Source organism: Bartonella sp. WD16.2, assembly GCF_002022505.1.
Classification (GTDB): domain Bacteria; phylum Pseudomonadota; class Alphaproteobacteria; order Rhizobiales; family Rhizobiaceae; genus Bartonella.
Genome location: NZ_CP019781.1, coordinates 681,811 through 697,105, shown reverse-complemented (window position 1 = coordinate 697,105; position 15,295 = coordinate 681,811). Strand labels below are relative to the sequence as shown.

Here is a 15,295-nt window from a genome sequence, read left to right as displayed (position 1 = left end):
ATTCTCAATGAGTGAAATAGAAGCGTTTTTTCAAGTTCATATAGGATTTATTTTCCTGATATCTTATTTCATCGGTTCTATCCCATTTGGGCTACTTTTCACAAAACTTGCTAAATTTGGCGATATAAGGACAATCGGCTCTGGAAATATTGGAGCAACAAATGTTTTACGTACAGGAAATAAAACAATTGCAGCTCTTACTTTTCTTTGTGATATGCTAAAGGGAACTTTTGTTATTTTAATTGCAAAAATTCTAATTTATCGAATAGAAGACACTATTCTAGCAGTGCACAACATTATTATTATTCTAGCTGGTTTTTTTGCCTTCTTAGGGCATCTTTTTCCCATATGGCTCAAATTTAAAGGTGGTAAAGGTGTTGCTATTTATCTAGGTGTATCTTTAGGATTTTTTTGGCCAGCAGCAGTTATTTTTATCATCATCTGGATAGGAATTTTTCTATTTACACGTTATTCTTCATTATCTGGACTTATTGCTGTTATTATTGTTCCAATTTTTGTTTATTTTTTCTCTCCTTACTTCTATGCTCATTGCATAATAGTAATGATGAGCATACTTGTTATTATAAAACATCATACGAATATCGGTAGATTATTAGTTGGGAAAGAAAGTAAGATTGGTACTAAAAACAGAAATAAATAAGGGGATTCCGCTTACTGATCATCAACGTTTAAACTGGTTGCGATTATTACGTAGTGAAAATATTGGGCCAGTTACTTTTCGTAATTTAATTGATCATTATAAAACAGCGGAAAATGCTTTAGCTGTACTTCCTGAGCTTAGTAGAAAAAGTGATCGTTGCGCACCTATTCGGATAGCAACATTAGAAGATGCTGAAAAAGAAATCCAAAAAGCTGAAAAATTGGGTATTCGTTTTGTTGGTGTAGGAGAACCTGATTATCCACCATACCTTAAAGTAACAGAAGCATCCCCACCGCTTATTACTATAAAAGGAAATGCTTCAGCTTTTCATAAACCCTCTGTTGGGATTATTGGTTCTCGAAATGCTTCAGCAGCAGGTAAGAAGCTAACTGCTCAATTTTCTCATTTTCTTGGTAACGCTGGTTTTACAACCATTTCTGGATTTGCACGTGGAGTTGATAGTATTGCTCACCAAACAAGTTTGAAAACAGGTACCGTCGCAGTTATGGCTGGCGGAATTGATCATATCTATCCTCCTGAAAATAAAAAACTTTATGATGATATTATCACTAATGGTGGAGCAATTATTAGTGAAATGCCCGTTGGTTGGAAACCACGTGCTACCGATTTTCCAAGAAGAAATCGTATTATTGCAGGTTTATCGCTTGGCCTCTTAGTAACAGAAGCAGCTATGCGGTCAGGATCTTTAATTACAGCTCGTCAAGCTGCTGAAATAGGACGATTAATTTTTGCCATTCCCGGTTCTCCACTTGATCCGAGATCAGTTGGTACGAATAATCTCATTAAAGAAGGTGCTTTGCTGGTTACACACCCTTCTGATATTGTAGAAACACTTACACCATTAGTCTCAAATAGTGTAAGTTCTCAGCTTGATCTTTTTGAAAAAGAATATCCAATTCAATTTCAACAGGAACGTTTTAGTTTACCTAATACAGAAACTGACAAATCCGCTTCTACTAGAAATGATGCAGAACGCCTAGCTGTTCTTTCAGCTCTTTCAACAACTCCAATTGATTTAGATACATTAAGTAGTCATTCAGATATTCCTTTACAAAACCTTTACCTTTTATTGGTTGAACTTGAACTTACTGGGAAGCTTATTCGACACTCTGATGGTTGCGTGTCATTGTCGGTGTTGAATCTTCCCCAAGCCCCTCAGAGCTATTAATAATACTTTGCCCCTCTTTGGCTACCATATCCAAGAGTAATGCTAAAAGTGGACTATGAGCTTGACGCGCCATTTGACTCATTTGTTTTGACATATCCGTGATATAATGGATAATTTTTAAACGATTCATAAGCATATTTTTTTTATCCTTGAGCATTCTCCCCATCTCTCAATAGATGTTATCTTAATATTTTACCGCATACTTTTTATATTAGCCACGGAAAACAAGTTGTGTTGTCTCTTATAAAGAGTATTTTAAATAATAACAATCAAAAGTTGTATAATATAGTTTTTTTTATGTGTTCTTGACTAATTGCCATTAGCTATTCATTTGAAAGGAGTTTATAGAGAGAATTTTTTATTTTAACATTCGGATAAAATCATGGATATCGTTATCGTCGAATCTCCAGCTAAAGCACAGACAATCAATAAATATCTTGGACCTCAATATAAAGTAGTTGCATCATTTGGGCATGTGCGTGACTTGTCTGCAAAAGACGGCTCTGTTCTACCTGATCAAGATTTTGCCATGAAATGGGATATCGATACTGCTTCTGCAAAACGTTTAAACGAAATAGCAAAAGCAGTTAAAGAAGCTGATAGCCTTATTTTGGCAACCGACCCCGACCGTGAAGGAGAAGCCATTTCATGGCACATCCTTGATGTTCTTAATCAAAAAAAAGTTTTAAAGGATAAACCTGTTAAACGGGTTGTTTTCAATGCAATCACAAAAAAATCTGTACTTGATGCTATGAATAATCCGCGTGATATTGATATATCGCTCGTCGATGCTTATCTTGCGCGCCGTGCTCTTGATTATCTCGTTGGTTTTACACTTTCACCTGTTTTATGGCGTAAACTACCAGGTTCACGTTCAGCTGGTCGCGTTCAATCGGTTGCTTTACGTATTATTTGTGATCGCGAATCAGAAATAGAACATTTCATTAAAGAAGATTATTGGTCGATCACAACATCATTAAAAACGATTCGAGATGATAATTTTTACGCGCGACTGGTAGCATTTAACCAAGAAAAGCTCGGAAAACTTGATATTAAATCCTTAGAACAAGCAGAAAAAATCCGCTCCATGTTGGAGGAGGCAGAATATCGCATCTTAAATGTTGAAGCAAAGCCTATAAAAAGAAATCCTTCTCCACCATTTACAACATCCACATTACAGCAAGCTGCCTCTTCAAAATTAGGTTTTTCCCCCTCTCGTACTATGCGAATTGCCCAAAAACTTTATGAAGGTGTTGAAATTAATGGTGAAACGTCAGGTCTTATCACTTATATGCGTACAGATGGCGTGCAAATGGCAACAGAAGCCATTGATTCAGCGCGAAAAGTGATCAGAGCGTCCTTTGGCAGTGACTATGTTCCTGAAAAACCACGTTTTTATTCAACAAAAGCAAAAAATGCACAAGAAGCACATGAAGCTATTCGCCCAACAGACTTTCAACGCAACCCCAATCAAGTACGCAATTTTCTTGATAGTGATCAAGCAAAATTATACGAATTGATATGGAAGCGCGCTATTGCAAGCCAAATGTGTTCTGCTGAAATTGAACGTACAACAGTCGAAATTCAAGCGATTCAAGGAGAAAATAACGCAAATTTGCGTGCAACAGGGTCTGTTATTCGCTTTGATGGTTTTATTTCTGCCTACACTGACCAACGAGATGAAGAAAATGGTGAAGATGACGAATCAACGCGTCTACCCCATATCAACGCTGGTGAAGCACTAACAAAAGAAAAAGTTGAGATAACTCAACACACTACAGAACCTCCTCCCCGTTATTCTGAAGCTTCATTAATCAAAAAACTTGAAGAATTAGGCATCGGTCGCCCTTCAACTTATGCTTCTATATTAGCGATACTTTCTGACCGTGGCTATACTGTAACTGATAAACGAAAACTCATTCCTGATGCTAAAGGACGTATTGTCACAGCTTTTCTTGAAAGTTTCTTTAATCGTTATGTAGAATATGACTTTACAGCAAACCTTGAAGAAAAACTCGATCTCATATCGGATGGAAAACTAGCTTGGAAAGATGTTTTACATGACTTTTGGAATGAATTTAATGCATCTGTTACCGATATCCAGAAATTGCGTATAACGCATGTCCTTGATGTCTTAAATGTAATATTAGCACCTCTTGCTTTTCCTAAGCGTGAAGATGGAGGTGATGTTCGATCCTGCCCTTTGTGTACAAATGGCCAGTTATCGCTAAAATTGGGACGTTATGGTGCATTTGTTGGCTGTTCCAATTATCCTGAGTGCAAATATACGCACCAACTGGGTATAGATACAGGAGAAGAAAGTGAAGCTGTACGTAGTGATGAGCCCCTTGTACTTGGCGTTGATTCTGAAACGGGAAAAGATATCTTTCTTTGCACTGGCCGCTTTGGTTCATATATTCAACTTGGTCAGGATAAAGGAGCTAAACGTATAGGACTACCAAAAGAATGGGCAAGAAAAAATATTGACCTTAATCAAGCCCTATCTTTGCTATCTCTTCCACGTGAAATTGGGATTCATCCTGAAACGGGAAAAATAATCACAGCCACAATTGGGCGATATGGCCCCTATCTTGCTCATGACAGAAAATCTGCAAATCTTTCTGATATCAATGAAGTTTTTGAGATTGGTATCAATCGTGCTGTTACACTGCTAGCTGAAAAACAAGACAATAAAACAAAACGGGGTCGAACAGTACCTGAAGCACTAATCATATTAGGTGAGCATCCAGAGGGTGGAACTGTCACTGTGCGAGATGGACGTTATGGTTTGTATGTAAATTGGGGAAAAACCAATGCAACATTACCAAAAGATAAAGATCCAGCTGATGTAACACTGTCAGAAGCATTAGACCTTCTCTTAGCTAAAGCATCCACCCCTAAAAAAAGACAAAGAGTGAATAAGAAAAAATAGTTACATAGAAAAAGATAGCATTGAAAAAACTTCTCTAAGATAAAAGAGGCATAAATTTTGGTTAAAGGTCAGAAAAAAACAAAATATCTTCAGTCTTCTTATACTGAACGACTGCCTAATAAAGCAGAAATTTTGTCCTTTATTACTAATAACCCTAACCTATTAAATAAACGCGAAATCACCAGGGCTTTTAATTTAAAAGGCAATTCTCGCCGTTGGTTGAAAGATACGCTTGATCACTTAAAGGATCATAGCTTTATATCAAAAAAACATAAGAAAATAAAAACTCAAGAGGGATTACCGCCTGTTGCTTTAGTTAAAATATGTGCATTAGATAATGATGGCGGTTTTATTGCACAGCCTCTTGAATGGAAAGGTGATTTAACGCCAAATATTGAAATACCTCCTCGCTATATAAAAGGAGTTAGCATTAGTCTTGGAGATCATCTTCTTGTAAAAATTTTTCGAAATAAAACCCCTCAAAGTTTCTCTTATACAGGGCGTATTATCCGTAAAATTGATAAGCAAGAAAGAACTATGCTTGGCATAGTAAAAAAATTAGAAAATAACCAATGGCAGCTTTGTTCCATAGATCGCAAAACTAATGACCTAATTATTGAAACACCTTTAGATATTGATATAAAATCGGGTGATCTCGTTGAAGCTGAAATTAAAAAAAATAAGGTTTACAGGTCAAAAAGTGCAAAAATAAAAAATGTTTTGGGATTTATTGATAGCGAAAAAGCACTTTCAATGATTGCGCTTATTTCAAAAGGAATTCCTTATGTTTTTCCTGAAGAGGTTTTGAAGCAAGCTAAAAATGCAAAACCTATTGTCGGCACAACAAATCGTGAAGATTGGCGACAGTTACCGTTTGTTACAATTGATCCACCGGATGCAAAAGACCATGACGATGCCGTTTATGCAGTAAAAGATGAAGACCCTGCAAATAACGATGGTTGGATTATCATTGTAGCAATCGCAGATGTCTCTTATTATGTAAAAACAGGCAGCGCTTTAGACAAAGAAGCATTGAAAAGAGGAAATTCCGTTTATTTTCCTGATCGCGTTGTGCCAATGATTCCTGAATATATTTCTAATAATTTATGTTCTCTTCTTGAAGGAAAAGACAGACCCGCTTTAGCTGTTCGTATGATTTTTGATGCAAATGGCAACAAACGCAAACATAGTTTTCACCGTATTATTATGCGTACGGTAGCTAAATTATCTTATCAAGAAGTACAATGCGCAATTGAAGGAAATACTAACGAAAAAACAGCCCCTCTTCTTGAGAATATCTTGCAACCATTGTGGAGGGCTTATATTAAACTTAAATCTGCACGCAATCGTCGAAAACCACTTGAATTAGAAGTACCAGAAAAAAAGATCATTCTCGATCAAAATGGGTACATTAAAGATGTTGTGGTTCCACCTCATCTAGAAGCACATCGTTTGATCGAAGAATTTATGATACAAGCTAATGTTGCAGCCGCAGAAACATTAAAAGAACATCATCAGCCCTTCATTTATCGTGTTCATGACAAACCATCTCTCGCAAAACAAGAAGTGCTACAGAACTTCCTCCAGAGTTTAGGAATATCATTTTCTCGAAGAACAGAACTTACGTCAGAACGATTCAATAGCATTCTTGCACAAGTCATTAATACACAACAACAAGAATTGGTTAATCAGGTCATTTTGCGCTCACAATCTCAAGCTGAATATAATCCTGAAAATATAGGTCACTTTGGCTTAAATCTGCATAATTATACGCATTTTACATCACCAATCCGCCGTTATGCTGATTTAATTGTTCATCGAGCGCTTATTAAAGCCCTGCAATTAGGCGACGATAAACTAACAGATGCACAAGAACAAAACCTGACAGCAATCGCCACGCAAATTTCTGCACATGAACGCCGTGCAATGATGGCTGAAAGAGAAACTATTGATAGGCTTGTTGCACACTATTTGGTGAATAAAATCGGCCATTCATTTAGAGGTCGCATTTCAGGAGTTACAAAAGCAGGTCTTTTTATCTCACTGGACAAACTAAATGCAGACGGCTTCGTACCCATTTCTACACTTAAACGTGATTACTATCATTTTGATGAAACTCAGCATACCCTTATAGGAAAATGGAGTCGTAAAGGCTATCAACTTGGCAACGAGGTAGAGGTAAAGCTTATAGAAGTACAACCTCTTGCTGGTGCTTTATGTTTTGAAATATTAACGCAACCTCATTCGTTTACTTTTTCATCCATTTCTTATCGTAAAAATAAATTTACGGCAAAAAAACGGGAACGTAATTCCTACAAACAAAGATGATATTGAAAAAATTAAAAACTTAGTAAAAATTAACCTAATTGCTGCAGTTTTATTATTAAGGTGGAAAAGTAATATATCGCAGATTTTCTACGAGAAATAAAAATTATCTCTTTGTCCTTAGATATTACCTTTTTTCTAAGAAAGAATTTTCGAATTATCATTACGCTATAATAATATTTATTTTTATTTCAATTGATTCTGTCCATATTTACAAAAAGTTGCAATTCATTATTTATAATTAGACTATACAAACGATCACACTTATCGTTATAAGAAATCTACTGAAAAATAAGATTAATTTCTGAAGTCCCTGCTTTATTTAGGTTAAGTGTTAACAATCAAAAGTGAAAACACAGCTTGCCTTACTGTTGATAACTAAACAGATTGTTTAAAATAACATTATAAATTATAGTGGAATCACTACAATTACCCTAATCATTTTCGCTCTAAAATTAGCACACTCATTGAATTAATTATCATTAGTCAAGCAATAAATATTTAAAAACCTTTTGATTTTTCCTCTGTGATAATTTACTTCCTTGACTAATATAGTAATCTAATACTTACCTACCTGATAAAAAAGTAATCAAATGTTGACTTTTTTTATAACATACGTAGTGTTAGTAATGAAATATAATTACATCAAAAATAAGTTTTGAAAGCAAAATAGTATCATTTTCAATTTAATTAGGATCTTTATTATGGCTAAAGCAGCAACTATTAAAATTAAGCTTTTGTCAACTGCAGATACTGGTTTTTTCTATGTAACAAAGAAAAATAGTCGCACAATGACAGACAAAATGAGTAAACGTAAATATGACCCAATTGCTAGAAAACATGTTGAATTTAAAGAAACAAAAATCAAGTAATTGATTTCATCCATTTAAATTATAGCATTTTTTATTTCCCGCTAATTATATAAGTACACTTTTAAAATACTAATAAGTGGTAAGTGTTTTTTTAAAGCTTTATCTAATAGTTGCTATTTTAAAGCAAAATTAGCTAAATAATTGGTTTGTATTTTGCTCTAATTGACGGCGTTCATTTTGTTAAAAATTCCATATAATTTTTAGATATTTTGTTTTTTTATTAAGAACTTTTTATATTGAAAATAGCAGTAAAGTTGTTCAAATAAAAAAGCTAAAAATAGCTTAGACAAGTAGGATTTTTTTGTATACGTAAAATTATAAAAAAATAAACTCAGTTAGTTAATGAAAACAATATTATAAATTTGAATATTTAAATATCAAAAAATTTTTTTTCGAATAATATTTTTAATATCAATGACATCAACCTATAGCTACTTGTTGTCATAATGATATAATCAACATTAAGAAAAATAAGCTATTTCCACAATATAATAGTGTATCTTGACTTAATCGAACACATTATGATATTAATTCTCTCATGAGAAATAACGCTTTTTATTTTAATTTAAGTAACTTTAATCAAAAAGTTATAAATTTAAGTGCTTTTATAGTTATCAGTGTTTGCATCAATGTGATGATTGATGTAAGGTGTATTTGGTCGCAACCTCAAAAGTTGATTTCTGTTTCAACAGAGTCCGTTACGGGGAATGCGATTATTATTGATGGCGATTCAATAAGAATTGGTGATGTTATGATCCGGCTTGTAGGAATTGATGCTCCTGAATTGCGTCAATTTTGTGGTACGGAAGCAGAGCGTTACCCATGTGGCATTAAAGCCAAAGAACATTTACAAAAGCTTATAGCAAACCAATTTGTTACATGTTATTGGGATAAAAGAGATAAATATCAGCGTGTTCTTGGCACATGTGGAACAGAAAAAATCAAAAATATTAATGCGAAAATGGTGCGTGATGGGTGGGCTATAAGTTATTATGGTTATACCTACCAAAAAGAAGAGCAAAAAGCCAAAGCGCAAAAAAAAGGTATATGGCAATCACATTTTCAACAACCGCAAGAATGGCGAAGAGTTCATCCTTACATAAAAAAATAAAATTATTGCTTTTTCGTAATGCTGCTGTCATTAGTTTTTATCTATCATGACGCAACAAAAATGTGATCAAATTGCTAAACTAGGAAAACAAATTCGTTCTTGTCGTGTTTGTATTGAGCGTCCATATTATTTTCCCGCTCTTCCCCATGAACCAAAGCCTGTTGTTTATTTATCCAACACAGCTTCTATTGCGATTGCAGGTCAAGCCCCAGGATTACGTGTTCATGAAACTTCTATTCCTTTCAATGATCGTTCTGGAGATAGATTACGCGATTGGTTAGGTGTAACAAGCGATGAATTTTATGATAGATCTTTATTTGCTATTGTCCCCATGGGATTTTGTTTTCCTGGCTATGATAAAAATAAATCTGATTTACCGCCAAGACGCGAATGTCAAAAAATATGGCATGACAAAGTATTTCAGGCTATGCCACAAATAAAGCTTGTCCTTGCTATTGGAAATTATGCACAAAAATGGCACATTGCAGAACTTAAACATAAAACCGTCTCAGAAACCGTTAATGATTGGAAAAATATTCTTTCTATCCGTCAACCCCGAGGATATAATGTTATGCCCTTACCCCATCCATCATGGCGAAATACTTTCTGGTTACAACGACACCCATGGTTTAATGATGAGCTGATCGTATATCTTCGCCATTTAGTGCGTAAATTTTTATAATTTAGTATTAAAAGAAAAAGTAGGAATTATTTTGATCTAAATTTATTTTTAGCAAAAAAATATCACCATTTTTTGTCTTCGATATTGTTTGAAAAATTGATTTTGATAACCCTTTTCTGGCACAAAATTTAAAAACTCTAAAAATAGTATTATTTAATGTTGTGCTGCTACTCTTTCTTAAAAAGCAACTGCACACAGTACAGCACAGTTTCTCCTATTTGACTCAATAAAACCGTGAGTAGTTTTAATATTTTTCAAAAATTGTGTAAAAATTTCTAAGTCTGAAATACTTACTACTTATTGCGTTCTGTAGTTCTAATATTGAAATTATGATGACTTTTATAAAAGATTTTAATTGTTAAATTGACGTTCTGCAACTTCCCTTCTCTTTCATAAATAAAATTAACCGATAGGCAATATCTCTTGAATTATATAAAACAGTAGAAAAGACAAATGAGTAAAATTCTTAAAGCTCTTTCTCGACATTTATCGATCACATTATTATTATTTCTAATTTTCTTGTTCACAATCTGTCATTTGTGCATGGGTTAAAAGAGCAGCCTTGACCACACCAGCAGCCATAGCTGCACCTGTTCCTTCTCCAAGACACATCCTTAAATCTAAAAGCGGTTCTTTTTCAATTTTTTCTAAAAGTTTACAATGAGCTGGTTCAGAAGAAATATGACCAATAATAATGTGATCAAGTATCCTTGGATTCATTTTATATAATACTGCCGCTGCTGCTGTTGCTACAAAACCATCCAAGATAACCGGAATTTTTTCCATTCTTGCTGCTAAGATAGCACCCACCATCGCTGCAATTTCACGCCCTCCTAAGCAACGCATAATTTCAAAAGGATCATTTAAATAACCCTCATGCAAAGCAACCGCTGTTTTTATTGCTCTCACTTTGCGTTCATAAAATTCTCCTGCAGATCCCCTACCAGATCTAGCCCATTCTTCAGCCTCCCCACCAAATAAAGCCAGACATAAGGCTGATGCTATTGTTGAGTTGCCAATTCCCATTTCACCTACACACAAAAGATCTGTTCCTCCAGCAATTGATTCCATACCAAATGCCATTGTTGCAGCTGTGTTACGCTCACCCATTGCCGCATCTTTAGTAATATTCATTGTTGGACATTCTAAAGCTAAGTCAAATATCTTTAGTCTAAGATTATAAGCCATGCAGATTTGATTGACGGCCGAACCACCAGCAGTAATCTTTTTCACCACCTCTTGTGTCATAGATTGCGGAAATGGCGTAACATTTTCCTCGATAACGCCGTGATTACCAGAAAAAATAGCCACTAAAGGCTGTGTTATAATCGGCTTTTCCTCACCTCTCCATCCTGCATACCAAACCGCAATATCTCCCAATTTTCCCAGGACTCCCTGCGGTTTTATTAACTTCGCTTGCCGTTTTCTAGCTAAAATCATAGAAAACTCATCAGCACTCGGTAAGTTTGTTAATAATGCACGAAAATCATCAAAGGGACTGCTGTTCATAAAAATATCTTTTTAAATCTATAGGGTATCAATAAAATTTTATCTTATAAACAGAGTATAAATAATTCGTTGTTTTTTACAGTATAAATATATTAGTCATTGATGTAACAATTTGTGCTTAAACTTTTTAAAAGCATTTATTTCTAAATTCTGATAATATTGCTAATGATACAACTTATTTTCCTATTATAGAAATGCTTATCTGCATACTACCCATAACATCCATAACGAGCTCATTTCAATAAAGGTAAGCTCACCGAGCTTATAGATTCTTTATCCAAAAATATTCCAAAAATCGTAAGTTTCAGTATTTATTTATTACATATGCATTTATAAAAAAGCCTTTACATCTTCTCGTTCAAATTTTAACAGAGTTTCATTATCATAAATGGATAGTATTTAGTTTTCTCCCCTTCCGATTATTTAGTATAATTACAAATTATATATAAATTACAATATATAAAATGAATTAATTAATGTATAATATTAAAATAGAATTTTAGAGTTTCAACTAAACTTATCTAAATAAAAGCAGCAAACGCTTCTTTTAGAACAGACACACCTGCATCTCTTCTTGTCGCATCATTGGATAATATTTGCCGCCATCGACGTGCACCATTTCTACCATGGAATAAATTAATCATATGGCGTGTCACATGAGAAAGACGTCCACCTGACGCTATATGTTTAGCGACATAATCACACATAGCATCAATTAAATCACAATCACTAAGATCATTCTGCGGTTCACCATATATTTTAGAATCAATGGACATGAGCAAAGCTGGGTCATGATAAACTTGCCGTCCCACCATGGTAGCATCACATAATTTTAAATGTTCTTTGACTTCATCTATTGATTGGATTCCACCGTTTATCCCAATAAATTTATGAGGATATTTACGTTTTAATCTATAAACTCTTTCATAATTAAGTTCTGGAATACTACGATTTTCTTTCGGACTTAGTCCTTTTAACCACGCTTTGCGTGCATGCACCCAGAGTGCATCACAACCTGCATTCCATACTTGATTAGCTAAAATATCTAAAGCTAATTCTTCATCTTGTTTGTCTACACCAATACGACATTTAACAGTCACAGATATAGTCACAGCCTGCTTCATTGCTTCTACAGCCCTTGCCACAATATCAGGATGGAGCATCAAACAAGCACCAAACATACCTGCTTGAACACGATTTGATGGACAACCAACATTAAGGTTTATTTCATCATATCCAAAGTCTTCTGCAATTCGCGCTGCTTCTGCTAATTTTTGCGAATCCGATCCCCCTAATTGCAATGCAATTGGATGTTCTTCATCACTAAAAGCCAATAGTCGTTCACGAATGCCATGGATTGCAGCATCTGCTACAACCATTTCAGTATAAAGTAGCGTTTTTTTTGTCAAAAGACGATAAAAAAAACGACAATGCCGATCCGTCCAATCTAGCATTGGTGCCACTGCAAATTTTACTAATGATGGAAAGCTATACAACATCATAAAAGCATTACTTATACGTTTTCATAGCATTCATTCACGTATACGAACAATGTTTTTCTTCTCTACAATATATTTTATTGTTTTTTATTATCAGTTGAGAATATAAAAACGTGCTTTATACCTAATACCTTTTTTAATTATCTAAATTTTGTTAAAATTAAACAGCAAAATATATAAAAGGTATTGTTCTTCTTCATTACATACAGTTAAATTCATTTTATTATTCATATTAACTAGGGAGTAGCCACCCTAAAATTCACCTTCTCTATTTTTTCACAGCACATTTTTACTTACTTTTAATATCTAAAGGATTTTAATCCTCAAAAAATAAAAGCAATAATAATAGTATTTTAAAAATTGTCTCGGTATAAATATACTAAAAATACCGCAATTTTAATTAATCAAACTAAGCTATATTTAGTCGATTTTTTATCCTCTATATAAGCAGAAAGAACATTAGTTTCTTGTTCATTTAATAAAAGTCCAAGTTTTGAACGACGCCATAATACATCTTCACACGTCTTAGCCCATTCCTTTTCCATTAACCATTTGACTTCAACTTCATAAAGTCCATGCCCAAAACCCTTTCCTCTATCTGCCTTACCGTTAGCAAATATTATGAGTGCTTCTGTACCATAGGAGCGAGCAAGCCTGCGCCATGTAAATGCATCTAAATCTGGAAGTAAAAGAGCAATCTTTTCTTCAATCATATCCAATCGATCACACGGAAAATCACCACCAGGTAACACTGAATTTATTGTCCACGCCATCCCCTTAGAACCAAGCGCCTTTTCAACAAACTTCATTACATCTTCAGCTAATTTACGATAAGTTGTAATCTTACCACCATAAAGATTGAGAATCCGTGGAGCATTTCCTACGCCCATTTCTTTCAAAACATAATCACGTGTAGTTTCTTGTGCTTTTGTAGCACCATCATCATAAAGCGGGCGAACGCCAGAATAGCTCCACACAATGTTTTCACGTAATATTGGCTGAGCAAAATATTCATTTGCTGCTGCACAAATATAGTCAATCTCTGCATTACTAATACGGATATCAGTAAGATCACCTTGATAGTCATAATCTGTTGTCCCAATCAATGTAAATTCTTCTTGATACGGAATAGCAAAAATAATACGGCCATCATTATTTTGAAAAATATAAGCACGATCATGAGTATAAAGGCTCGGGACTACAATATGAGAACCTTTGACAAGCCGCACTGGTGAATGCTTTTTATAGTCTAAAATATTGATTAAAATATGATTGATCCAAGGTCCTGCCATATTTCCAATATAGGAAGCAGAAACGCAATATTCTTGATTATTTAACCTATCATGAAGTGTTATTAGCCATTTTTCTCCTTCCATTTTTAAGGATAGAACTTCTGTGCGTACTTTTATGTCAGCACCTCTCTTTTTTGCATCGCGTGCATTGGCAATAACTAAACGGGCATCATCTACTGTTGCATCAGAATACTCAAAACCTTTATTATAAATTTCTTGAAGTGGAGTGTTAAATTCTTTTGAAAAATCAATCTTTTTACTACGCCATAGTTTTTGATTCCAACCACCAAGATAGTCATAAAGGAAAAGCCCAAAATGTAACATCCAAGCAGGACGCATTCTTTTATGATAGGGAAGAATAAAACGCAAAGGACGCACAATATGTGGAGCCATATTCCAAATAATTTCTCGTTCCTTCAATGCTTCACGAACAAGTCTAAATTCATAATTTTCAAGATAACGAAGACCACCGTGAATAAGCTTTGTTGATGCACTTGATGCACCCGATGCAAGATCATTCATTTCGGCTAATCCAACACTAAATCCACGACCTGCCGCATCTCTTGCCACTCCACATCCATTTATCCCACCCCCAATAATAAACAAATCATAATGCGTTGTGACTTTCATAATTTTACTTTCACATTAAATTTATTTTGCTTCACTGTGCTCAATAGAAAAAATAATTAAAATCAATATGGACTATTCTCAACCAAATATGAGCATAATGTTTATTACTTAATATAAACATTACCAATACCAGAATACATTAAAATGACATTAAACAAATAAATAAAATATTACTACCAAGCTATTGTAAAAAATAGAAAATGTAGCTTCAAGAACATAGATATATTAGAGTAAAGCAATAAACTATCTAATAAGCATTTTAATGGTCAATATTTTATGTAAAACATCGCAAAAATATTTATGTTTCTTCAAGCATTTTTGCACACTCTGCATTGCTTTTACTACATTTTCAGATAACTACAATAGAAAAGCATTATACAATAACATAATAGAAACAATTTTTGAATTAAGGTGATCTGCGGCATTAAAACTAAATAATATTTTATTTTTTGCGTTTATCACAGTTTTTTAAACATAAAAAAAATAATCCAAGGAGAAAATATAACTAACGCAGATTATGCATCATAGAATAATTTTTCACAGTAGTAAAAAAAGCAATTGATGTTATTTCTATTACCTACTAAATTTATGCT

At 34.0% G+C, this 15,295-nt stretch carries 11 protein-coding genes; 7 read left to right on the top strand and 4 right to left on the bottom strand.

Annotation, left to right across the window (positions count from 1 at the left end; all coding sequences use genetic code 11):
- Nucleotides 1-7: 7 nt before the first annotated feature.
- Together plsY and dprA are read left to right on the top strand one after the other, a co-directional pair.
- Nucleotides 8-661 (top strand): glycerol-3-phosphate 1-O-acyltransferase PlsY, encoded by a 654-nt coding sequence (gene plsY, locus BWD162_RS02810; RefSeq protein WP_078705344.1) that lies wholly within the window; start codon nucleotides 8-10, stop codon nucleotides 659-661.
- On the top strand, nucleotides 636-1,850 hold the full coding sequence (dprA, locus tag BWD162_RS02805; RefSeq protein WP_335617781.1) for a DNA-processing protein DprA: 1,215 nt from the start codon (nucleotides 636-638) through the stop codon (nucleotides 1,848-1,850). The genes plsY and dprA overlap by 26 nt, the downstream gene beginning before the upstream one ends.
- On the opposite strand, the gene BWD162_RS02800 is transcribed toward dprA, so the two are convergent.
- Nucleotides 1,780-1,986 carry a hypothetical protein gene (locus BWD162_RS02800; RefSeq protein WP_078706125.1) on the bottom strand — a complete coding sequence of 69 codons (207 nt, stop codon included), beginning with the start codon at nucleotides 1,984-1,986 and terminating at the stop codon, nucleotides 1,780-1,782. The two genes, dprA and BWD162_RS02800, sit on opposite strands and share 71 nt — an antisense overlap.
- Before the next feature lie 246 nt (nucleotides 1,987-2,232).
- Here BWD162_RS02800 and topA point away from each other — a divergent pair, with 246 nt between their 5' ends.
- The 5 genes from topA to BWD162_RS02775 all read left to right on the top strand — a co-directional run bounded on the left by topA (nucleotide 2,233) and on the right by BWD162_RS02775 (nucleotide 9,772).
- Nucleotides 2,233-4,782 (top strand): type I DNA topoisomerase, encoded by a 2,550-nt coding sequence (gene topA, locus BWD162_RS02795; RefSeq protein WP_078705343.1) that lies wholly within the window; start codon nucleotides 2,233-2,235, stop codon nucleotides 4,780-4,782.
- A gap of 57 nt (nucleotides 4,783-4,839) precedes the next feature.
- The gene (gene rnr / locus BWD162_RS02790; RefSeq protein ID WP_078705342.1) at nucleotides 4,840-7,110 is read left to right on the top strand and encodes a ribonuclease R; all 2,271 of its coding nucleotides are present in this window, start codon (nucleotides 4,840-4,842) and stop codon (nucleotides 7,108-7,110) included.
- Between the two features lie 701 nt (nucleotides 7,111-7,811).
- Nucleotides 7,812-7,979, top strand: coding sequence for a 50S ribosomal protein L33 (gene rpmG, locus BWD162_RS02785; protein ID WP_007477349.1), 168 nt, complete (start codon nucleotides 7,812-7,814; stop codon nucleotides 7,977-7,979).
- Nucleotides 7,980-8,517: 538 nt separating this feature from the next.
- On the top strand, nucleotides 8,518-9,090 hold the full coding sequence (locus BWD162_RS02780; RefSeq protein WP_078705341.1) for a thermonuclease family protein: 573 nt from the start codon (nucleotides 8,518-8,520) through the stop codon (nucleotides 9,088-9,090).
- 46 nt (nucleotides 9,091-9,136) lie between these two features.
- Nucleotides 9,137-9,772: a uracil-DNA glycosylase family protein gene (locus tag BWD162_RS02775; RefSeq protein ID WP_078705340.1), complete on the top strand. Its 636-nt coding sequence runs from the start codon at nucleotides 9,137-9,139 to the stop codon at nucleotides 9,770-9,772.
- A 510-nt stretch (nucleotides 9,773-10,282) separates the two neighbouring features.
- On the opposite strand, the gene cobT is transcribed toward BWD162_RS02775, so the two are convergent.
- From cobT to glpD, 3 genes are all read right to left on the bottom strand, one after another.
- Nucleotides 10,283-11,281 (bottom strand): nicotinate-nucleotide--dimethylbenzimidazole phosphoribosyltransferase, encoded by a 999-nt coding sequence (gene cobT / locus BWD162_RS02770; RefSeq protein WP_078705339.1) that lies wholly within the window; start codon nucleotides 11,279-11,281, stop codon nucleotides 10,283-10,285.
- A gap of 521 nt (nucleotides 11,282-11,802) precedes the next feature.
- Nucleotides 11,803-12,783, bottom strand: coding sequence for a tRNA dihydrouridine(20/20a) synthase DusA (dusA, locus tag BWD162_RS02765; protein ID WP_078705338.1), 981 nt, complete (start codon nucleotides 12,781-12,783; stop codon nucleotides 11,803-11,805).
- A 401-nt stretch (nucleotides 12,784-13,184) separates the two neighbouring features.
- Nucleotides 13,185-14,702 carry a glycerol-3-phosphate dehydrogenase gene (glpD, locus tag BWD162_RS02760; protein WP_078705337.1) on the bottom strand — a complete coding sequence of 506 codons (1,518 nt, stop codon included), beginning with the start codon at nucleotides 14,700-14,702 and terminating at the stop codon, nucleotides 13,185-13,187.
- Nucleotides 14,703-15,295: the final 593 nt, after the last annotated feature.

What these genes read in the sequence shown, in the direction of transcription:
- plsY (WP_078705344.1), top strand. Translation starts at nt 8, where the DNA reads ATGAGTGAAATAGAAGCGTTTTTTCAAGTTCATATAGGATTTATTTTC.
- BWD162_RS02800 (WP_078706125.1), bottom strand. Translation starts at nt 1,986, where the DNA reads ATGCTTATGAATCGTTTAAAAATTATCCATTATATCACGGATATGTCA.
- topA (WP_078705343.1), top strand. Translation starts at nt 2,233, where the DNA reads ATGGATATCGTTATCGTCGAATCTCCAGCTAAAGCACAGACAATCAAT.
- rpmG (WP_007477349.1), top strand. Translation starts at nt 7,812, where the DNA reads ATGGCTAAAGCAGCAACTATTAAAATTAAGCTTTTGTCAACTGCAGAT.
- BWD162_RS02780 (WP_078705341.1), top strand. Translation starts at nt 8,518, where the DNA reads ATGAGAAATAACGCTTTTTATTTTAATTTAAGTAACTTTAATCAAAAA.
- BWD162_RS02775 (WP_078705340.1), top strand. Translation starts at nt 9,137, where the DNA reads ATGACGCAACAAAAATGTGATCAAATTGCTAAACTAGGAAAACAAATT.
- cobT (WP_078705339.1), bottom strand. Translation starts at nt 11,281, where the DNA reads ATGAACAGCAGTCCCTTTGATGATTTTCGTGCATTATTAACAAACTTA.
- dusA (WP_078705338.1), bottom strand. Translation starts at nt 12,783, where the DNA reads ATGATGTTGTATAGCTTTCCATCATTAGTAAAATTTGCAGTGGCACCA.
- glpD (WP_078705337.1), bottom strand. Translation starts at nt 14,702, where the DNA reads ATGAAAGTCACAACGCATTATGATTTGTTTATTATTGGGGGTGGGATA.